Origin of the sequence: Streptococcus anginosus, from assembly GCF_900636475.1 — a bacterium.
GTDB lineage: Bacteria > Bacillota > Bacilli > Lactobacillales > Streptococcaceae > Streptococcus > Streptococcus anginosus.
Genome location: NZ_LR134283.1, coordinates 190,283 through 213,191 on the forward strand (window position 1 = coordinate 190,283; position 22,909 = coordinate 213,191).

At 38.1% G+C, this 22,909-nt stretch carries 20 protein-coding genes; 14 read left to right on the forward strand and 6 right to left on the reverse strand.

The window, feature by feature from the left end; all coding sequences use genetic code 11:
- Nucleotides 1-32 precede the first annotated feature (32 nt).
- The 6 genes from EL079_RS00995 to EL079_RS01020 all read left to right on the forward strand — a co-directional run bounded on the left by EL079_RS00995 (nt 33) and on the right by EL079_RS01020 (nt 7,405).
- Nucleotides 33-566 (forward strand): isoprenylcysteine carboxyl methyltransferase family protein, encoded by a 534-nt coding sequence (locus tag EL079_RS00995; protein ID WP_003030422.1) that lies wholly within the window; start codon nt 33-35, stop codon nt 564-566.
- Nucleotides 567-819: 253 nt separating this feature from the next.
- Nucleotides 820-1,656, forward strand: coding sequence for a PRD domain-containing protein (locus tag EL079_RS01000; RefSeq protein ID WP_003030416.1), 837 nt, complete (start codon nt 820-822; stop codon nt 1,654-1,656).
- Nucleotides 1,657-1,666: 10 nt separating this feature from the next.
- The gene (gene lacG, locus EL079_RS01005; RefSeq protein ID WP_003023781.1) at nt 1,667-3,067 is read left to right on the forward strand and encodes a 6-phospho-beta-galactosidase; all 1,401 of its coding nucleotides are present in this window, start codon (nt 1,667-1,669) and stop codon (nt 3,065-3,067) included.
- Between the two features lie 13 nt (nt 3,068-3,080).
- The gene (locus EL079_RS01010; protein WP_003030041.1) at nt 3,081-3,404 is read left to right on the forward strand and encodes a PTS lactose/cellobiose transporter subunit IIA; all 324 of its coding nucleotides are present in this window, start codon (nt 3,081-3,083) and stop codon (nt 3,402-3,404) included.
- Nucleotides 3,405-3,408: 4 nt separating this feature from the next.
- The gene (locus tag EL079_RS01015) at nt 3,409-5,064 is read left to right on the forward strand and encodes a PTS lactose transporter subunit IIBC (RefSeq protein WP_003030423.1); all 1,656 of its coding nucleotides are present in this window, start codon (nt 3,409-3,411) and stop codon (nt 5,062-5,064) included.
- 112 nt (nt 5,065-5,176) lie between these two features.
- Entirely contained in the window at nt 5,177-7,405 is a 2,229-nt protein-coding gene (locus EL079_RS01020) for a glycosyl hydrolase 53 family protein (protein ID WP_018543562.1), read from the forward strand.
- A gap of 34 nt (nt 7,406-7,439) precedes the next feature.
- Here the strand turns inward: EL079_RS01020 and EL079_RS01025 are convergent, their stop codons facing one another.
- From EL079_RS01025 to EL079_RS01035, 3 genes are all read right to left on the reverse strand, one after another.
- Nucleotides 7,440-7,697 (reverse strand): GIY-YIG nuclease family protein, encoded by a 258-nt coding sequence (locus tag EL079_RS01025; RefSeq protein ID WP_003031921.1) that lies wholly within the window; start codon nt 7,695-7,697, stop codon nt 7,440-7,442.
- Nucleotides 7,687-8,433 carry a tRNA1(Val) (adenine(37)-N6)-methyltransferase gene (locus EL079_RS01030; protein WP_003031916.1) on the reverse strand — a complete coding sequence of 249 codons (747 nt, stop codon included), beginning with the start codon at nt 8,431-8,433 and terminating at the stop codon, nt 7,687-7,689. The genes EL079_RS01025 and EL079_RS01030 overlap by 11 nt, the downstream gene beginning before the upstream one ends.
- Before the next feature lie 105 nt (nt 8,434-8,538).
- Nucleotides 8,539-10,893 carry a cation-translocating P-type ATPase gene (locus EL079_RS01035; RefSeq protein WP_003031932.1) on the reverse strand — a complete coding sequence of 785 codons (2,355 nt, stop codon included), beginning with the start codon at nt 10,891-10,893 and terminating at the stop codon, nt 8,539-8,541.
- 119 nt (nt 10,894-11,012) lie between these two features.
- On the opposite strand from EL079_RS01035, the gene EL079_RS01040 reads away from it, so the two are divergent.
- The 6 genes from EL079_RS01040 (at nt 11,013) to EL079_RS01065 (ending at nt 16,651) form a co-directional block, all read left to right on the forward strand.
- Nucleotides 11,013-11,753: a lysophospholipid acyltransferase family protein gene (locus tag EL079_RS01040; protein ID WP_003031913.1), complete on the forward strand. Its 741-nt coding sequence runs from the start codon at nt 11,013-11,015 to the stop codon at nt 11,751-11,753.
- 46 nt (nt 11,754-11,799) lie between these two features.
- Nucleotides 11,800-12,441: a DJ-1/PfpI family protein gene (locus EL079_RS01045; RefSeq protein WP_003031928.1), complete on the forward strand. Its 642-nt coding sequence runs from the start codon at nt 11,800-11,802 to the stop codon at nt 12,439-12,441.
- Nucleotides 12,442-12,633: 192 nt separating this feature from the next.
- Nucleotides 12,634-14,727, forward strand: a complete 2,094-nt coding sequence (locus EL079_RS01050; RefSeq protein WP_003031911.1) for a C69 family dipeptidase — start codon at nt 12,634-12,636, stop codon at nt 14,725-14,727.
- 188 nt (nt 14,728-14,915) lie between these two features.
- The gene (locus EL079_RS01055) at nt 14,916-15,143 is read left to right on the forward strand and encodes a helix-turn-helix transcriptional regulator (RefSeq protein WP_003031926.1); all 228 of its coding nucleotides are present in this window, start codon (nt 14,916-14,918) and stop codon (nt 15,141-15,143) included.
- A gap of 242 nt (nt 15,144-15,385) precedes the next feature.
- Nucleotides 15,386-15,646: a DUF3169 family protein gene (locus tag EL079_RS09760; RefSeq protein WP_003031914.1), complete on the forward strand. Its 261-nt coding sequence runs from the start codon at nt 15,386-15,388 to the stop codon at nt 15,644-15,646.
- Nucleotides 15,647-15,949: 303 nt separating this feature from the next.
- Nucleotides 15,950-16,651, forward strand: coding sequence for a CPBP family intramembrane glutamic endopeptidase (locus tag EL079_RS01065; protein WP_003031923.1), 702 nt, complete (start codon nt 15,950-15,952; stop codon nt 16,649-16,651).
- A 126-nt stretch (nt 16,652-16,777) separates the two neighbouring features.
- Here EL079_RS01065 and nrdF read toward each other — a convergent pair whose 3' ends face one another.
- From nrdF to nrdH, 3 genes are all read right to left on the reverse strand, one after another.
- A complete protein-coding gene (gene nrdF, locus EL079_RS01070; protein ID WP_003031918.1) occupies nt 16,778-17,737 on the reverse strand; it encodes a class 1b ribonucleoside-diphosphate reductase subunit beta in 960 nt (319 codons plus the stop codon).
- Nucleotides 17,738-17,827: 90 nt separating this feature from the next.
- Complete coding sequence (nrdE, locus tag EL079_RS01075) at nt 17,828-19,987, reverse strand: class 1b ribonucleoside-diphosphate reductase subunit alpha (protein WP_003031917.1); 2,160 nt, start codon at nt 19,985-19,987, stop codon at nt 17,828-17,830.
- A 255-nt stretch (nt 19,988-20,242) separates the two neighbouring features.
- A complete protein-coding gene (gene nrdH / locus EL079_RS01080) occupies nt 20,243-20,461 on the reverse strand; it encodes a glutaredoxin-like protein NrdH (protein ID WP_003023812.1) in 219 nt (72 codons plus the stop codon).
- Nucleotides 20,462-20,858: 397 nt separating this feature from the next.
- Here nrdH and EL079_RS01085 point away from each other — a divergent pair, with 397 nt between their 5' ends.
- Both EL079_RS01085 and ptsP read left to right on the forward strand, forming a co-directional pair.
- Nucleotides 20,859-21,122 (forward strand): phosphocarrier protein HPr, encoded by a 264-nt coding sequence (locus EL079_RS01085; protein ID WP_003023815.1) that lies wholly within the window; start codon nt 20,859-20,861, stop codon nt 21,120-21,122.
- Nucleotide 21,123: 1 nt separating this feature from the next.
- The gene (ptsP, locus tag EL079_RS01090) at nt 21,124-22,857 is read left to right on the forward strand and encodes a phosphoenolpyruvate--protein phosphotransferase (protein ID WP_003031909.1); all 1,734 of its coding nucleotides are present in this window, start codon (nt 21,124-21,126) and stop codon (nt 22,855-22,857) included.
- Nucleotides 22,858-22,909: the final 52 nt, after the last annotated feature.

Genomic DNA, 22,909 nt, shown 5'->3' on the forward strand with positions numbered 1-22,909 from the left:
TAAAATAGATTATTTTATTATAAGGAGGTCGTATGACTTTATCAGGACTTATTGTTTTAGCGGTATTTGTATTTCGGTTGGTATTTCTAAAAATATCGATGAAGAATGAGAAAGCGATATTGGCAAATGGTGGGCGCGAATATGGCGTGCAAAATACCAAGTATATCACTATTCTTCACATTTTATTTTACCTTTCTTGCTTTGCAGAAGCTACGATACGTCAGGTTCGGTTTGACGCACTTAGTGCTATAGGTTTGGGACTATTGCTATTTTCAATGTTTATGCTCTATGTTGTGACACAGCTCTTAGGTGAAATTTGGACAGTAAAATTGATGCTTGTAAACGATCATAAGTTTGTTGATCATTGGCTTTTCCGCTATGTGAAACATCCCAATTATTTCTTGAACATCGTTCCAGAGTTGATTGGTTTAGCATTACTTTGTCATGCACTAATTTCATTTTGTATTCTATTTCCTCTATATGCGGTAGTTTTGTATAATCGCATCAAGGAAGAAGAGAAATTGCTCAAAGAAGTCATTATCCCAAATGGTATTGCGCAGAAGTAAGCTGTTTTTAAAAGTATAGAATGAAAGATTTTAAATTTACACAAATTATCCATTTTGTATAAATTTTTAAAAAATAAAGTAAGAAAGGGTTTACAAAAGTTTGAAAATGTGTTAAACTCTATTCATAAAGTTAAATAAAACATGGATTGTAACTAAGAAATTAGGCGAGACCATAAATGACCCAAGTAAAAAATCTTGGTTTGTTTATGGTTTTTTATGTTTTACAAAAAGATTGTTAGGAAGGAGGACACGAATGTTTCGAATTGTCCAGCCACTAAATAATAATGTTGCGGTGGTCAAAAATGAAAGTGGTGAACAGGCTGTTGTCATGGGGCTCGGTATCATTTTTAAAAAGAAAAAAGGGGATTTACTAGCGGAAGAACGAGTAGAAAAGGTTTTTCAGTTAAAAAGTGAGGAGTCGCGTGAAAACTTTTCAGCTTTGTTAAAAGATGTTCCCTTGGACTTTATCACGACTAGTTATGAAATTATTGATTATGGTATTCAACAGTTCCAATTTCCAGTTCAAGAGTACATCTATGTAACTTTGACAGATCATATTTATTGTAGTTATCAAACGCTGCAAAGAAATACTTATAAAAGCAACCATTTGCCGGATATGTCGGAGCAATATCCGACGGAGTACAAAATTGCTGAGCATGCTTTGGTGATTTTAAAAGAAAAATTGGATGTGGATTTTCCAAAAGATGAGATTGGGCGGTTGGCCTTACAGTTTATCAATGCGAAAGGCGAAGATGTCGTGATTAGTAAAGATGAACAAACACTGACCCGACAAATGATTGCTTTGGTGCAAGAGGAGCTCTTAAAACATGGTATTAAGCGGACGAAAAAGAATAGTAATTTTTATGATCGTTTAATGATTCATTTGACGTACTTTATTGAGCGTTTGGATCAAGATGACAGTGATTCAAAAGTTTCCATGAAGAATTTAGAAGAACATATCAAAAAGGATTATCCAGAAGCCTATCAAATTGGCGAAGATATTTATGAAGTCATTCGTCAGCATTTGGGTGGAGGACTTCATCCAAATGAAAAGGTGTATTTGGTGATTCATATTCAAAGATTATTGTAAAGGGGAAGACATGTTTCAATTACCAGAAGATTTTATTTTTGGCGGTGCGACTGCTGCCTATCAAGTAGAAGGAGCTACAAAAGAAGGTGGAAAAGGTCCAGTCGCTTGGGATGAATTTTTAGAAAAACAAGGACGATTTTTGGCAGATCCAGCCAGCGATTTTTATCATCAATATTCAAAAGATATTGAGTTGTGTGAGAAGTTCGGCATCAATGGTTTGCGCTTGTCTATTGCTTGGAGTCGGATTTTTCCGAATGGACGTGGTGAAGTGAATCAAGAAGGAGTAGATTTTTATCACCGTGTGTTTGCTGAATGTGCGAAACACCACGTCCTGCCATTTGTTACATTGCATCACTTTGATACTCCGAAAGTTTTGTTTGATCAAGGTGATTTTCTCAATCGTGATACGATTGAAGCGTTTGTGGAATATGCTGAATTTTGTTTTCAAGAATTTCCAGAGGTTCATCATTGGAGCACTTTTAACGAAATTTATCCTGTAGCGACCAATCAATACTTGCTCGGTGTCTTTCCTCCGGGGATTCAGTACGATTTGAGTAAGGTGATTCAATGCCTGCACAATATGATGTATGCGCATGCGCGTGTAGTAAATCTTTTCAAGGAGAAGGGGTACCTTAGTGAAATTGGAGTGGTGCATTCTTTGGAAACAAAATATCCAGCAACAGACAGCGAAGAAGATAAGTATGCAGCTTTTCTGGATGATGCGCTTTCTATTCGTTTCTTGCTAGATGCTACTTATCTAGGTTATTATTCAAACGAAACAATGGAAGCTCTTAATGAAATTTGCGCTGCTAACAATGCTAGTTATGAATTCCTTGAAAGTGACTTTGAAGAAATGAAAAAAGCTAGTCACCGAAATGATTATCTTGGAATCAATCATTATCAATGTCATTTTGTTAAGGCTTATCAGGGCGAATCAACCATTCATCATAATGGAACGGGTGATAAAGGCACTTCGGTTTATAAAGTGAAAGGCATTGGAGAACGGATTTACAAGGAAGGGATTGAACGAACAGACTGGGATTGGATTATTTACCCAGAAGGCTTGTATGACCTTTTATTGAGAATTAAGAAAGACTATCCACATTATCAAAAGATTTATATTACTGAAAATGGAATGGGCTATAAAGACGAGTTTGACAATGGTATCGTCATGGATAAGCCACGGATTGATTATTTGAAAGTGTATTTGCAATCTCTAAGCAAAGCTATTGATGCTGGTGTTGTGGTAAAAGGGTATTTTCTTTGGTCTTTAATGGATGTTTTCTCATGGTCAAATGGCTACAATAAGCGCTATGGCTTGTTTTACGTTGATTTTGAAACTCAAAAGCGTTACCCTAAGGAATCAGCTTATTGGTACAAGCATGTTAGTGAAACAAAGATTGTGATTTAAGAAGGGAGATAAGATGAATAAAAACGAATTACAAATGTTAGGATTTGAAATCGTAGCTTATTCGGGGGATGCACGTAGTTGTTTACTGAATTTGCTGAAAGAGGTTCGTCAAGGTAATTTTACAAATGTAGATGCTGCTTTAAAAGAAGCAGATGAAAATTTAAATTTAGCCCACAATTCACAAACGCAGATTTTAGCACAAGAGGCAGCTGGAGAAGATTTAGATTTAGGATTTATCTTTATTCACGGTCAAGATCATTTGATGACGACATTATTGTTAAAAGAATTGATCGTAGATTTTATTGAATTATATAAAAATCAATACAAGGAGGACTAATTCCATGAACGGAATTATCAAACAAATCGAGAAAGGAAAACCTTTCTTTGAAAAAATATCACGCAATATTTATCTGGGTGCTATTCGTGACGGCTTTTTAGCCGCCATGCCTGCAATTTTATTTTCAAGTATTTTTATCTTGCTAGCAGCAATTCCAGAAATTTTTGGATTTAAGTTGCCAAATGACGTTTCCACCTGGCTTTGGAAAGTATATGGCTATTCTATGGGTGTAGTAGCTGTTCTCGTGTCCGCTACGACCGCTCGTTGTTTGTCAGAATCAATGAACCGCAATATGCCGACCAACAAGACTATCAATTCGGTTTCTGTTATGTTGGCTTCCATTGTGAGCTTCCTCCTTTTAAGTGTGGATCAAATTGAAAACGGTTTAGCCAATGGCTACATGGGAACAAAAGGGATTTTAGCAGCTTTTGTAGCAGCTTTTATCACGGTGAATGTTTATAAATTCTGTGTATTGAAAGACATTACTATTAAGATGCCAAAAGAAGTTCCTGGAACGATTTCTCAAACTTTCCGTGACGTCTTTCCATTTTCATTTGCAGTATTTGCTGCTGTCCTGATTGATACAATCGTACGTTATTTCTTTGGGCATTCATTTGCAGAAGCTGTTATCACGCTTCTCCAACCTTTGTTTACCGCAGCTGATGGCTATTTAGGAATTTCAATTATTTGGGGAGCAATGGCGCTCTTCTGGTTTGTTGGTGTGCATGGTCCTTCAATTGTAGAACCAGCTATTGTCGCGATTATTTATGCAAATGTGGAAACAAATTTACAGTTGGTAAAAGCAGGTCATCATGCTTCAAACGTGTTGACAGTTGGACTTGGAAACTTCGTTGGCACAATGGGTGGTACAGGTGCAACATTGGTTGTTCCATTCCTCTTCATGCTCTTTGCAAAATCTAAGCAATTAAAAGCTGTCGGAAAAGCTTCCTTTGTTCCGGTTTGTTTTGCAGTCAATGAACCATTGTTGTTTGCAACACCGATTATTTTAAATCCTTATTTCTTTATTCCATTTTTAATCACTCCAATGATCAATGTTTGTGCTTTCAAGTTCTTTGTTGATGTGTTAGGTATGAACAGTTTTATGTATGTCCTTCCTTGGGCAACACCAGCACCGATTGGCTTGATTTTAGGTACGGGTGCAGGAATCTTATCTATTGTGTTGATGCTGTTGTTGATTGTAGTTGATTCTCTCATCTACCTTCCATTTATCAAAGCGTACGATGATTCATTAGTAGAAGAAGAAGCGAAAAAGGCAGAAGTGATTGAGCTTGAAGAAGCAGCAGAAGCTGAAATAGACGATCAAATTCAAGCGGTTGCAGATGGAAAGCATCATAATATTTTGGTTCTATGTGCCGGTGCAGGGACAAGCGCCATGCTAGCAAATGCACTAACAGAAGGTGCAGCAGAACTAGGCATAGACCTCAGTTCAACAGCTGGTGCTTATGGTTCGCACTACGATATTATGAAAGATTTTGACATGATTGTGCTAGCTCCACAAGTCAATTCTTACTATGAAGATATTAAGAAAGATACGGATAAATTGGGCATCAAACTTGTTGCGACAAAAGGTGCTGAATATATCAAATTGACGCGTGATCCTAAAGGTGCTGTGCAATTCGTTCTTTCGCATTTTGAATAACTAGCCTTCTTATAAAATGTTCGTTTAAAAACTGATAAAACCTATTTCTTGTTTTATCAGTCTTTTAAAACGAACACTAAAATATTAAACTAAATAGAAATGGGAAAACTGTATGAAAATAGGATTAAGATTATCGCTTGTTTTTGCTGCTAGTCTTTGTTTGCTTGGAGGAGTCATTCCTATTAAAGCTAATGAAAATACTAAAATACGTGTTGATAAAGTAGAAAATTTATCATCTGATTTTATCATGGGGACGGATATTTCAACAGTAATTGCTCAAGAACAAAGTGGTGTAGAGTACAAAGATGAAAATGGGAATGTCAAAGATATCTTTGATATTTTGAAAGAAAATGGTGTGAATTATATTCGTGTCAGAGTATGGAATAATCCTTATGATCATAACGGACATGGTTATGGCGCTGGAAATAGCGATATAGAAAAGGCGATTGAGATTGGCAAACGAGCTACAGCACATGGTATGCGGCTACTAGTGGACTTTCATTATTCAGATTTTTGGGCTGATCCAGGACGTCAAGTTCCACCAAAAGATTGGACAAATATGAATGTGTCTGAAAAATCAGAGGCTTTATATCAATACACCAAAGCTAGTCTTGAAAAAATAAAAGCAGCTGGTGTCGATGTTGGAATGGTTCAAGTTGGTAATGAAACAACGAGTAGCGGGATAGCAGGTGAAGCAGGAGAGGAACGCTATCAGTTGTTTGCAGCAGGCGCCAAAGCAGTGCGAGAAGTGGATGCAACTATACTGATAGCTTTTCATTTTACCAACCCAGATAAAACGGAAACGATACTGAATTACGCAAAAGGTTTATCAGATCACCATATTGATTATGATGTATTTGCTACTAGTTATTATAGTTTTTGGCATGGTAATTTAGATAATCTGACTTCAGTTTTAAAGACAGTGACCGAAAAGTATGGGAAAAAGACACTTGTAGCAGAGACTTCTTATGCCTATACATTAGAAGATGGAGATGGTCAACAAAATGTTATCCGAACACAAAATCAAATGCTGGTAGGTGGTTATCCTGCCTCTGTTCAGGGACAATCGCATGCCTTACGAGATGTCATTGATGCAGCGAATAAAGCAAGTACATTAGGCATCTTTTATTGGGAACCAGCTTGGACACCGGTTAGTTCCAAAGGAAAAGAAGTAAATACATCTATTTGGGAGAAATACGGTTCGGGCTGGGCTTCTAGTGCCGCCATTGGGTATGATCCAAATGTCAATCAGGAAAATTACGGTGGCTCTGAATGGGATAATCAAGCATTGTTTGATTTTACAGGAAAAGCTTTGCCGTCACTTGCGACATTTAAATATGTTTATACTGGGTTGAATACAAATCTAGAATATGATAAGAATGAAGAAACAGAGCTGCAAGAGAGTTTGTTATCAAATTCTAGCTTTGAGGAAGAAGATCTTTCAGATTATACTTTTAACGATTTTATCAAGCGTAGACAAGACACGCCTAAAACAGGCAAGTATGCCATGAATTTCTACAATGGCACAAGCGATTATACAACTGGCGTTGAAAGAAAGGTAACACTTCCAGCAGGAACTTATCAATTTTCTGCTCAAATTCAAGGTGGTGATACAAATGCTTCAGAAGATATTTATGCTTTTGCTCGTGCTGAGGCAGTAAATGTTCAAAGTGAAAAAGTCAAACTAGCTGGTTGGTCAAATTGGCAGACAGCGAAATTGAACTTTACACTAACAAAAGAGACAGAGGTGACACTGGGAGTATTTGTGAAAGCAAATAAAGGTTCATGGGGAACAATTGACGATTTGCTTTTAACCAGAGAAGGAGTAGATAAGACAAAGTTGGAAACCGCTCTTTCTTCGGCAAAAGAAAAATTAGCGGAAACTATGCATTATACAAAGGATTCACTTGCGAACTTAAAAGAACAAGTAGAAGAGGCGCAAGCTATTTTACAAAAAGATGATGCGACACAAGCAGAGATTGATGCAGAATGTGAAGCATTACAGACTGCTATTCAGACCCTTGTACCACTAGAAAATCAATCTTCATCTAATGTTCAGCATGAAGATGGTAAAAAAACAAAGGAAAATTCTAATAATAAAGAACAAAAAGGAGAAAACTCCCATGCTGGGTTGACAGATTCTGATTCGTCTAATAAAAATGGGAAGTCTTCTCAAACGAATAGGAACAAGGGAACTTTGCCTACTACAAGTGACAAAAAATTAGCTAAAACCAAAGAATTATTACCAAGTACAGGAACTAGCATGTCATATTTAGCTGGTATCGGTGTTGTTTTTCTGAGTGTATTTGTTGCTGTCATTTCTAAGAAAAATAACCAATAAATCATTGTAAAAAAGTAGAAAGACCTCCCGCTTTCTACTTTTTCTTATCTGCAATATATTCTAATTTTTGTTGTCGTGTTTTTCTTTTAAAGAGGGCCTCGGCTGACATGGCAGAAGGTTTGTCGGGAAATTCTTCTTGATACAAAAGAGTAACAGGTAATCGTGCACGGGTATATTTGGCGCCTTTTCCAGCATTATGTGTGTCTACTCGTTTTTTGACATCGGTCGTATACCCTGTGTAGAGAGAGCCATCGGAACATTCCAGAACGTACATATAGGCTTTAATTTCCATAGTAAATCTCATGAATTTCTGGAGTGTAGCTGCCATCTTCATTATGAATGAAAAGCGGTGGCAGGATTTTTAGACCATCACGAGAACCATCTTTAATAGCTTCAATGAGGAGCATATTGGCTTCGCGATTTGCTTTTGGGTAAACAAATTGAATGCGTTTTGGTGCTAAATTGTGAGCAGTCATAGTGTCAACAATATCAAGGAATCGTTCGGGACGATGAACTATTGCTAAGCGTCCGTTGGATTTCAAGACCCGTTGGGAAATTTGACAGATTTCTTCCAGATTTGTCGCAATTTCATGCCGTGCAAGCAGATAGTGTTGACTTGCGTTGAGATTAGAATGCTCATCTACTTTGAAATAAGGCGGATTGCAGAGGATCATGTCCACTTTGCTACCGTCGATATAGTGGGTGAGATATTTCAAATCATCTTGAATGACCTGCATTTGGTGGGTTAAACCATTTAGCTCAATAGAGCGCTCTGCCATATCTGCCAGTCTCTCTTGAATTTCAACTGCTATGATTTGAGCCTTGGTTCGGGTGCTTGCAAAAAGCCCAACGGCACCATTTCCAGCACAAAGATCCACGATAAGACCACGTTTAGGTAAATTTGGAAAGCGAGAGAGGAGCACGCTATCTACTGAGTAGCTAAAGACCTCTCGATTTTGAATAATTTTGACGTCAGTAGAAAAGAGCTGATTGACTCGCTCACCGTCTTTTAAAAGAATTTCTGCCATATATCCTTATTATATCATGATGTAGAGGAAAAGAAGCAACAAAAATAAGTGGTAAGACAAAAATGTACGGTTTTTCTTACTGCTTATAGGTATTATTCTTAAGATTTATAAACTTTGCTCCCGTTTGTTCTGTATGTGTGTCACGACAATAAAAGTAATTGTAAATAAAATCATCAAAATGATATAGATTGGGAAGCTATTGCTGGTTAGAGTAGCGATTTCGATGTACTTTTGCAGGAGAACTGCTGTTCCAAAGAATCCAACGAGGGACCAGAGGATAAGTAGAATCCGCCAGAGATTGAGCGGAAGGCAGGCTCGGACAACAGATAGAAATCCGATAGAGCCTAATAAATAATAAAGCAAAGTTGAGATTTCTAGTTGTGACCAACTATGCAATCCACCGAAAATACTGACAAATAAAACGCTAAAGACGACCATTAGCCCGCTAGGTAGCGCCTTGAAAATTGCTTTTTTAAGGAAATCTTGTTCAACAGGTTTGATATTCCGCTCAAAGGTGAGGACAAAGGGCGGCAAACCTTCAACAAATTGGTCGATCAAGGTGATTTGAATGGGGATAAATGGAAAGACTAAGAGCCATTCTGCTCGACCCAGTAAGATACTGGAAATACAAATGATTGTCAAAATGAACGAATAAGTTGTTTTAATGAGGAAAATTGGTGCAATGCGGGCGATATTATTAACGACGCGGCGTCCTTCAAAGAGAATTTCAGGTACATCGTTAAAATCAGAATTAAGCAACACCAGATTGGCAACTTGTCGTGTTGCAGGATCCCCTTCAGCCATGGCAATGGAGCAGTCTGCTTCCCGTAAGGCTAGAATATCATTGACTCCGTCACCAGTCATTGCTGTGGTATGTCCTGCTTTTTTCAGGGTTTGAATGATAAGTTTCTTTTGATGAGGAGAAACGCGGCCAAAGATAGCTGTCTTTTCTGTCAACTCAATCAATTCTTGATCCGTTACTTTTGAACAGTCAACATAACTTTGGTAATTTGAAAAACCAGCTTTTGCAGCAATGTTTGATACAGTAATTGGATTGTCACCTGAGATGATTTTTAAGCCCACTTCTTGTGAGCGTAAGTATTCCAAAGTATCAGCTGCTCCGTCACGAATCGGATCTGTGATTTCTAAAATGGCAATGGGTTGAATGCTACTTGGTAAGTGAATGTGTTTATGGTCAATGCGTTCAGGACTAATAGCTAAAGCGAGCACACGCGAACCACGCTTTTGAGCTTCCTGTGCTAGCTCAATTTCTTCATGAAAGAGCATTTCAGGCGCACCGAGAAAGACAGTACCTAAGTCCGACATTTCCATAGCTCCCCATTTACGGTCACTCGAAAATGGAATCATATTACTTGTTTGATAGTCAGTCGGAGTAGTAAATTGCTTGCGAATGGCTTGGGCAGTTGGATTATTGTCATCGCTTGCAGTGATATAAGCACTAAGAATGTCAGAGATGGCTTGTTCTGAAAAATCTTCTGTGAGTGGGCTGAAGGTTTCAACGTGCATTTTCCCTTGTGTAATGGTACCTGTCTTATCAAGACAGAGCATATCAACACGGGCCAATGTTTCAACGGAGTACATTTCTTGTACGAGGACTTTTCGTAAGCCTAGCTTGATGACAGCTGTTAAAAGAGAAGTAATCGTTAAAAGAGCAATTCCTTTTGGTAGCATTCCCAGAAGAGCCGTTGAGGTATTGACAACTGAGTCTTTGACAGGTAAATGTTTTACAAAGAGAGCTTCTAGAAAGAGCGCAATTCCGAAAGGGATAATGATTTTTCCTGTAAAACCTGCAATCCTGTCCATGGATTTCATGATACGAGAATTGATTGGTTTGACAGTCTTAGCCTCTAGCATCAGTTTAGAAGCATAATTATCAGAGCCTACATGAGTGATTTTGGCAATAACACGCCCGCTGGCAAGAAAACTTCCTGAGAGCAATTGCTCCCCAATCTCCTTTTGAACAAGGTCACTTTCACCTGTCAACATGGCTTCGTTCACTTCTGCAAAACCGTCTAAAACAGTTGCGTCACTTGGAATCTGCTCCCCCGTAGCCAGTTGAATACAGTCATCCAAGACTAAGTCTTCTGGATTGATTTGACTAGATTTACCATCGCGAATGACCGTTATCTTTTCTTTGTTTAAAAGATTCAGTTTGTCGACCATGTGTTTAGCTCGCAATTCTGTCACGATACCAGAGAGGGCATTGAAGCAGATAACAGCAAAGAAAACCAAGTTGCTCCATGCTTGCACAGCAACAAGCGCCAGGGCAATTGCAAAATTTAGTGCATTAAATAGCGTAAAAACATTGCGCTTGATGATTTGCCAGGTGCTGGTACTCGTATTGGCTGTAAAATCATTGGTAAGTCCTTGAGCAATTTTTTCTTGGACTTGTTGGTGGGTTAATCCCGTAAATTCTTTCATGTTCATGAGGATAATCATACCATTTTTTTAGTAAAATTTCTAATAGAATCCATTCGGCTGCGACACTTTTATGACGAAAAAAGTTTGCGAGCAAGAATTGGATAAGGTATAATAAAAAGGATAAGAAGGGAGAGCCTATGTTTTATAGATATTTAAGAAGATTGGTGATGTTGATTTTATGGGCTTTAAATGGTAATGCTCACTACCACCATTTGGAGAACATTCCAGACCAAGAGGAAAATTATATTTTAGTTGCTCCACACCGTACTTGGTGGGATCCTGTTTACATGGCTTTTGCAACAAGACCCAAGCAATTTATCTTTATGGCAAAGAAAGAACTGTTCACAAATCGCGTTTTCGGTTGGTGGATTCGCATGTGTGGTGCATTTCCGATTGACCGTGAAAATCCAGGAGCATCTGCTATTAAATACCCTGTCAAGATGTTGAAATCAAGCAATCGTTCTTTGATTATGTTTCCAAGTGGAAGCCGACATTCGACAGATGTGAAAGGTGGCGTTGCACTAATTGCTAAAATGGCAAAGGTGCGCATTCTTCCAGTTGTTTATGTAGGACCGATGAGCCTGAAAGGTTTAGCAAAAGGCGAACGTGTAGACATGGATTTTGGACAACCTATTGATATTTCAGACATCAAAAAGATGAATGATGAGGGCGTGGAAGAAGTCGCCCGCCGTATTCAGACAGAATTTGATCGTTTAGATGCAGAAGTAGCAGCTCTTGAAGTGAAAAAAAGTCCGAATATATTATTGTTATTACCACGTTTGATTGCTTTGCTACTATCTCTTATTGTTGGCTTGCTGACATTTATTTTTAGTTTTATCGCAAGCTTTGTTTGGGATCCTGATAAACATAGGAAATAAAAATCTTGTAGAAGAGGTATGCCTCACCTGTCGAGAAGGAGCATCTATGAAAATAGCAGTTTTGCTGTATCCAGCATGTTCATTGCAGGAAATCACAACTTTGACATCAATACTTTGTCTTTCTTTTGGACAATCTTTGGATTATCTTGCTTCAGAAAAGAAAGTCTATACGAGTGAAGAAGGATTGCAAGTTATTCCAGATTTTACTTTTAAAGAAGTGCAAAATGAAAAGTATGATTGCATCATATTGCCAGGCACACTAGATCCATTTGTTAGCCTTTATGATTTCAGACTAATCTCTTTTTTGGAGAGGGTAGACACAAAGCGGACGATGGTAGCGGCTATTTCCTCATCGCCTATGTTTTTAGGAAAAGCTGGTTTGTTGAGAAGCCGGTATTACACAGGTGGTCTGTATATGGAGTTGGTAGAGTATTTTTCTTTTTTGGAAACAGGAAATTTCCTCCATCAGCCTGTTGTAAAAGACAAGAATGTTATTACAGCCATTGGATTTGCTTATGTAGAATTTTCTCAGACCGTTTTGAATGCTTTAGGATTAGAAGTGCCGAGCGATTTCTTTTTGAGAAAAAATTTCTACAGCCCAGAGGAATTAACTTATCATTTAGAAGCAAGCGATTACCAAAAAATACTGCAAAAGATTTCACAATATGAACGATGTACCCAGGAATGATTTCCTGGTTTTTTACTATGAATTTTAGGATATAAGGAACCAAAACACACAAAACTTACATGAAAGCGCTTGCTAAAATAGATTTAAAATAGTATACTAAATTTAAGGTATACGGTTTTAAAAAGGTGATAAGAGTGATGTTCACTCTTAAAAGTTGATGTATTCAACATGCAATCATAAAAGGAGAAATATATGAAAAAATTGATTTTTCGCTTAACAATTCTGTTATCTGCTCTTATTCTCTTTCCTTTTCAAGCAGTAGAAGCCTGTACAGGTTTTATTGTTGGGAAGAACTTGACAGCAGATGGTTCGACTTTGTATGGTCGTACAGAGGATTTGGAGCCTAATCATAACAAAGTCTTTAAAGTTCATCCAGCCAAGGACAATCAAGCGGGAGAAAAGCTGATTGATGAAGCCAATGGCTTTGAATGGCAATTACCCGCACATAGCTATAAATATACTTCTGTTTCGGACGTTACACCCAAAGAAGGTATTTTTGATGAAGTAGGCTTCAATGAGCATGGAGTTTCCATTTCTGCTACAGTATCAGCTAAGGCGAATAAAGCTATCCAGAAAGTTGATCCTTATGTAGAAAAAGGGCTAGCAGAATCCATTATGACAACGGTTGTCTTGCCACATGTAAAAACGGCTCGTGAAGGTGTGGAGCTCATTGCAGAGATTGTCAAAAAACAAGGTGCTGCTGAAGGAAACATTGTGACAATTGCAGATAAGACAGGTGTCTGGTACATGGAAATCTTATCTGGTCATCAATATGTTGCCATTAAATATCCAGACGACAAATATAGTATTTTCCCTAATACCTTCTTCTTAGGGAGTGTTGATTTTAATGATAAGGAAAATGTCATTGCTTCAGAAAATGTGGAAAAAGTAGCGCGTGATGCTAATTCTTATAAGGAAATTGATGGCAAGTTCCATATTTCTCAATCTTACAATCCGCCAATGGCAGAGGCAGATCGTTCGCGTGCTTGGGCTGGTATTAAGGCTTTGAACCCAGACGCACCAGTCAATTATGATGATAAATATTTTGATTTGTTGCAATCTAGCAATAAGAAAATCAGCGTTGCAGATGTGATGCGGATGCAGCGGAACCGTTTTGAAGGTACGCAATTCAAACCATTAGACCAAATGGAATTAGACGGTAAAGGCATTCCTCAACGTGGAAAAGTAGATCCAGTCTACAAATATCCTCTTGGCAATCCAAATGTAATGGAAGCTCATATTTTCCAATTGAAAGATAATATCCCTGCTAGCATGGGTGGTGGCACAATGTGGCTTTCTGTCGGTAGCCCTCGATTTGCACCATACTTGCCATACTATGGAAATATCAACAATACTTATGCTGCTTATCAAGTTGATACAACGAAATATGACAAAGATTCTTGGTACTGGGTTGCGTCACACATTTACGATATGGCAGCTAAACATCAAAAATTATTTGGCAATAGCATTCAAGAAAAATGGAAAGCTTTGGAAGCACGATTGATTGAAGAACAAGCCAAATTAGATGAACAATACGCAGCTGCAGGTGGAGCTTCGTCAGAAGAAGTGACTGCGTCTAGTATGGCGCGTGCAGAGGAAGTCTTTAAAGAAATGAAAGCTCTAGAAGCTGAAATGGAAGAAAAGATTAAAAATGAGCAAACGCCACCAAGCTCTAGCTTAGAACCATCTTCAAGTACAAGTGAGTCATCTTCAACCACATCTTCCACTTCGTCTACATCTCAATCTTCGTCAAGTACAAATGAAACGTCTACATCTAGTTCATCAGATACTGAAAAACCTAAACCAAGCGAAACTTCTGATACCTTAGTGGATACAGCCACAGGGGTTCGCTTGCAAAATGCAGATTTGGTGAAAGCTAATCTCAAATTAGCAGTTAAAAAGACGATTGAAGAAAACGCAGATAGCTATGACATTACCTTGACCAATCCAAAAGGCGAAGCAGTGTCACAAGTCAGTTCAACAGTAGTGACAGTACCAGTGAAGCAAGGTGCTACGGTGGATTCTGTTTATGCTATGAAAGACGGCAAGCAAGCGGAAAAATTTGATTTTGTTCTCAACAAAGATCAAACGATTAGCTTTAAAACAACACACTTCTCTACTTACAAAGTAAATTACAAAGTTGTCAAAGAAACGCCAAAACAAAATAAACGTGGCTTCCTTCCGTCAACTGGTGAAAAAGTAACCTTCCTTGGTTTAGTAGGAATTGTCATTTTAGGAGTTGTCATCTTCATCTTAGCAAAACGTTCAAAAAAGAATAATGAATAGGTGAAGCAAGCAAATCAACATCATGTTGAAGGATTCCCTCAAAGTTAGGTACAAACTAACTTTGGGGGATTTTTATATGAATTGGACAGATTTCTACATTAAATTGACAATGATAATGTTATTTTTGACAAAAATAATTGTCAAAATGACACGAATGAGTTACAATAGAGATGAAAGGAGAGGAGCATATGAAGCTGGAAAATCGATTAAAAGAACTTCGAGCGCGAGATAGGTTGAATCAAACAGAGTTGGCTAAAAAAGCAGGAGTTTCTCGACAAACCATCAGTTTGATTGAGCGGGGAGAGTATGCTCCGTCTGTCATCATTGCCTTGAAGATTGCACATATTTTTGGTGAAAACGTAGAAAATGTATTTTATCTAAAGGAGAATAGCGATGAAAAAATGGATGAAAATTAGCGTTTTACTAGTAGTGAGTGTTTTGCTAGGAATTTTTGTAGCAAGTAGTTGGCTAGGAAATTTCCATTTTCCAACTTTTTTAAATAGCATACTTTGGGGTTGGATGATTCGTGTGCTCAATCTGCTTTTATTCTGCATGACAATTTATTTACTACAGTCTAGTCGGACAATTCAAAGGCAGTCATATTCTATATGGACAATATTGTCTCCAAAAGACAATTGAGCAGGTTCGGCATTTTAAATTGCCAATCGTTACATTTCCTGAAGATGTTTTAGCCTTGATGAAGACCTATGATGAAGCAGAAAGAGAAGCACATTATGAGCAGAGCTTTAAGATTCTTTTTCAGTTAAATCAGTTCATTTTGCCAGCGTTCTACATCCTCCTGTTTACTATTTCGCTTCTATTACGTGAAGTTCAATACCTTCCTATTGCAATCGTGGTCTTTATCCACCTCTACATCAATGTAGTAAATATTTCTATGATAAAGAAATACTTTAAATAAGGCTGGTCAAAAAGTATCTCTGACTCTATCTCATTTAGTGATAAGCGAATAGCACAGTAGGTGATTGCTCAAAGCATTGCTTTGAGGTGGCGGATAGGGCTTGCGAAGCAAGTCTCAAACCTGTTCGCTTTTCAAGCTAGAAAGAACACTTTTGACGAAAATTCTGTTTTTTTTATCCACTGCCTCAACAGTCAGGGAGACTGTTGAGCAGTCTTGCAGGGAGGGAACTACGAACTTAAATTTTTCAAGATAAGTTCTGTCCCAATCTCATGAAACATAACTAGTTATACGAGGAGCATTTTAATGAAAAAATTAGCCCATCTTGGACTTGGAATTTTAAAATTATTGGGACTGATTGTGTTAGTCATGGCTATCAATGGCATTCCTATGTTATTTCTAGCTAGAGGGCAAGATTTGCCCGTGTATATAGAAATTTTACTGGTGTTAGCCTACCTTGTGCTCATGTTTTTTGCTATCCGCACTTTATGGAGGAGATACCAGACACATGTTTCTGATGACGTGAAGAGCTTGTCTTTTTCATGGGGAGATTTTGGGAAAGCATTGTTGTTCTTTTTAGCGGCAAGAATAGTAGCAGTAGTTGGAACTTATCTAAATATCCTTTTAACAGGGCAAAGTACGACCAGTAATGATAGTGCTTTACAAAGTCTAGGAAAAATTATGTCTGTTGATCATATCTTTTTTGCTCTGCTATATGTGGTAACTGTTGCAGTAATAGCTCCAGTGATTGAAGAAATGGTGTTTCGCGGTTTTGCGACGATCTTTTTCTTTGAAAAAGATCAAAAAATAGTGGCAGCGCTCATAACATCTATCATTTTTGCACTTCCTCATATTTCAAAATGGACAGAATTTCCATTATATTTTGCAATGGGATTAGTGCTTTATGCCGCATTTGCACGTCGGGGAAATCTGAAAGATTCAATCGCTGTACATATCTTAAACAATACACCAGCAGCTATAATCATGCTGATTGCGATGTTTCAATAGTGGTTTAAAAATGGCAAATCATTCATAATTTAAAATCAAAAACACGAAAGGAGTAGTACCACTTATTGTTGGTATGTCCCATTCGTGTTTTTGTGTTATTAGATGTTATTTTTGTTAATTGATATTTTATAACCCGTAATTATAATCATCATCTTGCATGGCTTCAACTTCACCAAGAAGATAACCGTTTCCGACTTGAGAAAAGAAGTCATGGTTAGAGGTTCCAGTTGAAATACCATTCATGACAATCGGATTGACGTCATCAGCTGTATCAGGGAAAAGTGGGTCTTGACCAAGATTCATCAGAGCTTTATTAGCATTATACCGAAGGAAAGTTTTGACTTCTTCCGTCCATCCGACGCCGTCATACAAAGTTTCTGTATAGCCTTCTTCGTTTTCATAGAGGGTGTAGAGCAGGTCGTACATCCACTCTCGGAAAGTTTCTTGTTCTTCTTCTGGCAATTCGTTAAAGCCTAATTGGAATTTATAACCGATATACGTTCCGTGGACAGATTCATCACGGATAATCAATTTGATGATTTCAGCTACATTGGCCAACTTGTTATTTCCAAGATAGTAGAGCGGAGTAAAGAAACCAGAGTAGAAGAGGAAGGTTTCCAGAAAGACACTGGCAACCTTCTTTTCAAGAACATTTCCATTGAGGTAAATCTCATTGATAATTTCAGCTTTCTTTTGCAAATAAGGATTTGTATTGGTCCATTCAAAAATTTCGTCAATTTCTGATTTCGTGTTAAGGGTTGAGAAAATAGATGAATACGACTTAGCGTGAACAGACTCCATGAATTGGATGTTATTCAACACAGCCTCTTCATGGGGTGTGCGAATATCTCCTCGGATAGCTTCGACACCTGATTGGGATTGCATCGTATCCAATAATGTTAATCCGCCGAAGACCTTACCAACAAGGTCTTTTTCTTCAAGTGATAATTTTCTCCAGTCGTCCAAATCGTTGGAGAGGGGGATTCGTGTATCGAGCCAGAACTGCTCGGTCAGTTTTTCCCAAGTAGATTTGTCAATGACATCTTCAATGGCATTCCAGTTTATGGCTTTATAATAGGTTTTCATGTTGATTACTTTCTTTTATTCCAGTTGATTCTTATTGTTTACAGATAGTTTAAATTTGTTCTGAAAGGCTTTTAGAAATTTTAATTCTCGTTAAATCACGCAGCTCTCACACTGGTTGGCTCCAACTTCGCCGCCGTCATCTGTAAAGGTACGGACATAATAGATTGATTTGATGCCCTTGTTAAAGGCATAGTTGCGCAGGATAGACAGGTCGCGTGTCGTTTGTTTGCATTCGGTTTTCCATTCGTAGAGTCCTTGTGGAATGTCGCTGCGCATAAAGAGGGTCAGAGATAACCCTTGATCTACGTGCTCAGTAGCTGCTGCATAAACGTCAATGACTTTACGCATATCCATGTCGTAAGCGCTAGTATAGTAAGGAATAGTCTCAGTTGACAGTCCTGCTGCTGGGTAGTAGATTTTTCCGATTTTCTTTTCTTGGCGTTCTTCAATGCGTTGTGTAATTGGGTGGATAGAAGCAGAGACATCATTGATATAGCTGATAGAACCATTCGGCGCAACAGCTAAGCGATTTTGGTGATAAAGACCGTCTGTCATGACTTTCTCGCGTAGCTCAGTCCAATCTTTTGCAGAAGGAATAAAGATATTTTCAAAGAGTTTTTTCACTCGGTCAGATTTTGGTACAAATTCACCAGTCACATATTTGTCAAAGTATGAACCATTTGCATAATCAGACTTTTCAAAGTTATGGAAAACCACCCCACGCTCGCGGGCAATATTATTGGATTCAACAAGTGTCCAATAATTCATGAGCATAAAGTAAATGCTGGTAAACTCAACAGACTCAGCTGAACCGTATGCAATCAATTGTTGAGCCAGATAGCTGTGCAAGCCCATGGCACCTAGCCCAAAAGTGTGAGCTAAGCTGTTGCCGTGGTCAATAGTCGGAACAGCTTTGATGTGAGAACTGTCTGTAACAAATGTCAGCGCACGCGTCATGGTACGGATAGACTTACCAAAATCTGGCGAAGTCATCATATTAACCACATTGGTAGACCCGAGATTGCAAGAAACATCTGTTCCTAAACGAACGAATTCTTGAGCGTCATTCAAGAGACTTGGTTCTTGGACTTGCAGGATTTCGGAGCAGAGATTGCTCATGATAATCTTGCCGTCTACTGGATTCGCGCGATTAGCAGTATCGATATTAACTACATAAGGATACCCAGATTCCTGCTGCAACTTGGAAATTTCAGTTTCTAAATCACGAGCTTTAATCTTCGTTTTATTAATCTTAGGATTGGCAACCAATTCGTCATATTTTTCGGTAATGTCAATGTAGGCAAATGGAACGCCATATTCCCGTTCGATAGAATAAGGGCTAAAGAGATACATATCTTCGTTCTTCCGAGCTAATTCGTAGAATTTATCTGGAATGACAACACCCAAAGAAAGAGTTTTTACCCGTACTTTTTCATCAGCATTCTCTTTCTTAGTTGAAAGAAAAGCGATAATATCTGGGTGAAAAACGTTGAGATAAACAACACCGGCTCCCTGACGTTGACCTAATTGATTAGAGTATGAAAAGCTGTCTTCAAAGAGCTTCATAACTGGTACTACACCAGAAGCAGCCCCTTCATAACCTTTGATAGGGGCACCCGCTTCCCGCAGGTTACTGAGGGAAATTCCAACGCCACCGCCAATCCGAGATAATTGCAGAGCTGAATTGATAGAACGACCGATTGAATTCATATCATCAGTGACTTGAATCAAGAAACAAGAAACTAATTCACCACGCCTAGCACGTCCGGCATTCAAGAAACTTGGAGTGGCAGGCTGATACCGTTGGTGAATGATTTCATTGGCAATATCTTTGGCAATTGCTTTATCACCGTCGGCAAAATAGAGTGCGTTGAACAGAACGCGGTCTTCCATGCTTTCAAGGTAATATTCACCGTCATTTGTTTTGAGAGCATATTGATTATAGAATTTATATGCTGCCATGAAAGATTTGAAATGGAAATCTTGATCATGAATGAAGGTAGCTAGCTCTTCGATGTATTCAGGTGAATAAAGCTGGATGAATTCTTTTTCTAAATAGTTTTCTTGGATTAAATAGTGAATTTTTTCTGTGATAGAAGAGAATTTTTTCGTATTTGGTTCAACATTTTCTTTAAAGAATGCTTCTAAGGCTTCCTTATCTTTGTGAAGCATAATTTGTCCGTTGATTGGACGGTTGATTTCATTATTGAGACGGAAATATGTCACATCTTCTAATTGTTTGAGTCCCATAGTATTCCTTTTCTAAATGTTAGGTTTGATATTTGGCAAAAGAAAGAGGGGTGGGCAAGAACTAAAAATTGAAAATTTTAGTTCGTAGTCTCCCCCCACAAAATTACTCAACAGTTTTGAAAGTTGTTGAGGTGGTGAACGAAGAAAACAAAGTTTTCATCAAAGGTACTCTTCCGAGTATAAAAAGTGAACGGAGAAGGTCTTGTCTAGTTATCGCAGTTTTAACCATTTCTCCCATTAGGTACATGTCATAAATTATGATAATTTTTTTAATTTACCAGGTTGAAAACCGGAAAATGCTTCCGTTGGAGTTTGAACGACTGGAGCAGCATTAAAGCCTAAGCTTTTCACATGATCGATGTATTCAGGCTGTTCGTCCAAATTGATTTCACGATATTCTACATGGTTAGTGTCTAAGAAGCGTTTTGTCATTTTGCATTGAACGCAATTATTTTTTGAATAAATAGTTACCATAATGAACTCCTAATTTCTTTAAATTCAGTATGGAATTAGTATATCCAAAGCAGGGAATTTTGTCAACTATTATGTTCTAAATATTGTGTTTTGTTTTGGGGTTTTAAATACCATGATACTAGATATAGTGTTTTCTTGGAAAAAGAAAAAGATAGAATGAACTCCTGTTTTGGGCTTCGTTAGACTAAGCTTTCCTTAGGGAACAATGGATTAAAAATGTGTCAATCAATTGGATAGTGAAAATCTCGTTTTAATGAAATTTCAGTAATTCTCATAAAAAAGACTTGCTGAATACACATAAAATTCTTGAAAAAATTTTACAAAGATGTTATAATTTAGAATTGTAAGGGTTATCACATGAGACCCCAAAAAGATTACATTAAAGGAGAGTCAAACTATGGCTTCTAAAGATTTCCACATTGTGGCAGAAACAGGTATTCACGCACGTCCAGCAACTTTGTTAGTTCAAACTGCTAGCAAATTTGCTTCAGATATTACTCTTGAATACAAAGGTAAATCAGTAAACCTTAAATCAATCATGGGTGTTATGAGCCTTGGTGTTGGTCAAGGGGCTGATGTAACAATTACTGCAGAAGGTGCAGACGCTGATGATGCAATTGTAGCAATCGCAGAAACAATGACAAAAGAAGGATTGGCTTAACATGACAGAAATGCTAAAAGGAATTGCAGCATCTGACGGTGTTGCTGTTGCTAAGGCATATCTACTCGTTCAACCGGATTTATCATTTGAGACTGCTTCAGTCGAAGATACAAATGCAGAAGAGGCTCGTTTGGATGTAGCTCTTGAAGCTTCACAGAACGAGCTTTCTGTTATCCGTGAGAAAGCAGTAGAAAGCCTTGGAGAAGAAGCAGCTCAAGTATTTGATGCTCACTTAATGGTACTTTCTGATCCAGAAATGATTGGTCAGATTAAAGAAACAATTCGTGCAAAAAAAGTGAATGCTGAAGCAGGTCTGAAAGAAGTAACAGACATGTTCATCACTCTCTTTGAAAATATGGAAGATAATCCATACATGCAAGAACGTGCGGCAGATATTCGCGACGTGACCAAACGTGTGTTGGCTCACTTGCTTGGTGTACGCTTGCCAAACCCTGCTATGATTAATGAAGAAGTAGTTGTGATTGCCCATGACTTGACTCCTTCTGATACCGCTCAATTAGATAAAAACTTTGTTAAAGCTTTTGTAACCAATATTGGTGGACGTACAAGTCACTCAGCTATTATGGCTCGTACTCTTGAAATTGCTGCGGTTCTTGGAACAAATAACATTACCGAATTAGTAAAAGACGGTGATACAGTTGCCGTGAATGGAATTACTGGTGAGGTTATTATCAATCCAACAGAAGAACAAGTTGCAACCTTTAAAGCAGCGGGTGAAGCCTATGCAAAACAAAAAGCTGAATGGGATTTGCTGAAAGATGCTGAAACAGTAACAGCTGACGGAAAACATTTTGAACTGGCTGCAAATATCGGTACACCTAAAGATGTCGAAGGTGTGAATGCAAATGGCGCAGAAGCTGTCGGGCTTTACCGTACTGAGTTTCTTTATATGGATTCGCAAGATTTCCCAACAGAAGATGAGCAGTATGAAGCTTATAAAGCTGTACTTGAAGGGATGAATGGCAAACCAGTTGTTGTCCGTACAATGGACATCGGTGGAGACAAAGAACTTCCTTACTTTGATTTGCCAAAAGAAATGAATCCGTTTCTTGGATTCCGTGCTCTTCGTATTTCTATTTCTGAAACAGGAAATGCAATGTTCCGCACACAATTACGTGCACTTTTGCGTGCATCTGTGCATGGACAATTGCGTATCATGTTCCCAATGGTTGCTTTGTTGACTGAATTCCGTGCTGCAAAAGGCATTTTGGAAGAAGAAAAATCTAAATTGCTTGCAGAGGGTGTGGCAGTTGCGGACAATATTCAAGTTGGTATCATGATTGAAATTCCAGCGGCAGCAATGCTTGCTGACCAATTTGCAAAAGAAGTTGACTTCTTCTCAATTGGTACCAATGACTTGATTCAATACACAATGGCTGCTGACCGTATGAATGAACAAGTTTCTTACCTTTATCAACCATACAACCCATCTATCTTACGTTTAGTGGATCGAGTGGTCAAAGCTGCTCATGCTGAAGGCAAGTGGGCTGGTATGTGTGGTGAAATGGCGGGTGATCAAACTGCTGTTCCACTTCTAGTTGGTATTGGTCTGGATGAGTTTTCAATGAGTGCTACATCTGTTCTTCGTACACGTAGCTTGATGAAGAAATTGGATACGAAGAAGATGCAAGAACTCGCTCAACGTGCTCTTACAGAATGTGCAACGATGGAAGAAGTTCTTGAACTTGAAAAAGAATATCTTGATTTTGAATAATATCGAAACGAAGACCATTGTCAATTAAGACAATTGAAATCTCAGTTATTGA

Excerpts from the sequence above, each read along its gene's own strand:
- EL079_RS01030 (WP_003031916.1), bottom strand. The coding sequence starts at position 8,433 with ATGGCAGAAATTCTTTTAAAAGACGGTGAGCGAGTCAATCAGCTCTTT.
- EL079_RS01035 (WP_003031932.1), bottom strand. The coding sequence starts at position 10,893 with ATGATTATCCTCATGAACATGAAAGAATTTACGGGATTAACCCACCAA.
- nrdH (WP_003023812.1), bottom strand. The coding sequence starts at position 20,461 with ATGGTAACTATTTATTCAAAAAATAATTGCGTTCAATGCAAAATGACA.
- EL079_RS01065 (WP_003031923.1), top strand. The coding sequence starts at position 15,950 with ATGAAAAAATTAGCCCATCTTGGACTTGGAATTTTAAAATTATTGGGA.
- ptsP (WP_003031909.1), top strand. The coding sequence starts at position 21,124 with ATGACAGAAATGCTAAAAGGAATTGCAGCATCTGACGGTGTTGCTGTT.
- EL079_RS01050 (WP_003031911.1), top strand. The coding sequence starts at position 12,634 with ATGAAAAAATTGATTTTTCGCTTAACAATTCTGTTATCTGCTCTTATT.
- EL079_RS01010 (WP_003030041.1), top strand. The coding sequence starts at position 3,081 with ATGAATAAAAACGAATTACAAATGTTAGGATTTGAAATCGTAGCTTAT.
- nrdE (WP_003031917.1), bottom strand. The coding sequence starts at position 19,987 with ATGGGACTCAAACAATTAGAAGATGTGACATATTTCCGTCTCAATAAT.
- EL079_RS01040 (WP_003031913.1), top strand. The coding sequence starts at position 11,013 with ATGTTTTATAGATATTTAAGAAGATTGGTGATGTTGATTTTATGGGCT.
- EL079_RS00995 (WP_003030422.1), top strand. The coding sequence starts at position 33 with ATGACTTTATCAGGACTTATTGTTTTAGCGGTATTTGTATTTCGGTTG.
- EL079_RS01020 (WP_018543562.1), top strand. The coding sequence starts at position 5,177 with ATGAAAATAGGATTAAGATTATCGCTTGTTTTTGCTGCTAGTCTTTGT.
- EL079_RS01045 (WP_003031928.1), top strand. The coding sequence starts at position 11,800 with ATGAAAATAGCAGTTTTGCTGTATCCAGCATGTTCATTGCAGGAAATC.
- EL079_RS01055 (WP_003031926.1), top strand. The coding sequence starts at position 14,916 with ATGAAGCTGGAAAATCGATTAAAAGAACTTCGAGCGCGAGATAGGTTG.
- lacG (WP_003023781.1), top strand. The coding sequence starts at position 1,667 with ATGTTTCAATTACCAGAAGATTTTATTTTTGGCGGTGCGACTGCTGCC.
- EL079_RS01015 (WP_003030423.1), top strand. The coding sequence starts at position 3,409 with ATGAACGGAATTATCAAACAAATCGAGAAAGGAAAACCTTTCTTTGAA.
- EL079_RS01025 (WP_003031921.1), bottom strand. The coding sequence starts at position 7,697 with ATGGAAATTAAAGCCTATATGTACGTTCTGGAATGTTCCGATGGCTCT.
- nrdF (WP_003031918.1), bottom strand. The coding sequence starts at position 17,737 with ATGAAAACCTATTATAAAGCCATAAACTGGAATGCCATTGAAGATGTC.
- EL079_RS01085 (WP_003023815.1), top strand. The coding sequence starts at position 20,859 with ATGGCTTCTAAAGATTTCCACATTGTGGCAGAAACAGGTATTCACGCA.
- EL079_RS01000 (WP_003030416.1), top strand. The coding sequence starts at position 820 with ATGTTTCGAATTGTCCAGCCACTAAATAATAATGTTGCGGTGGTCAAA.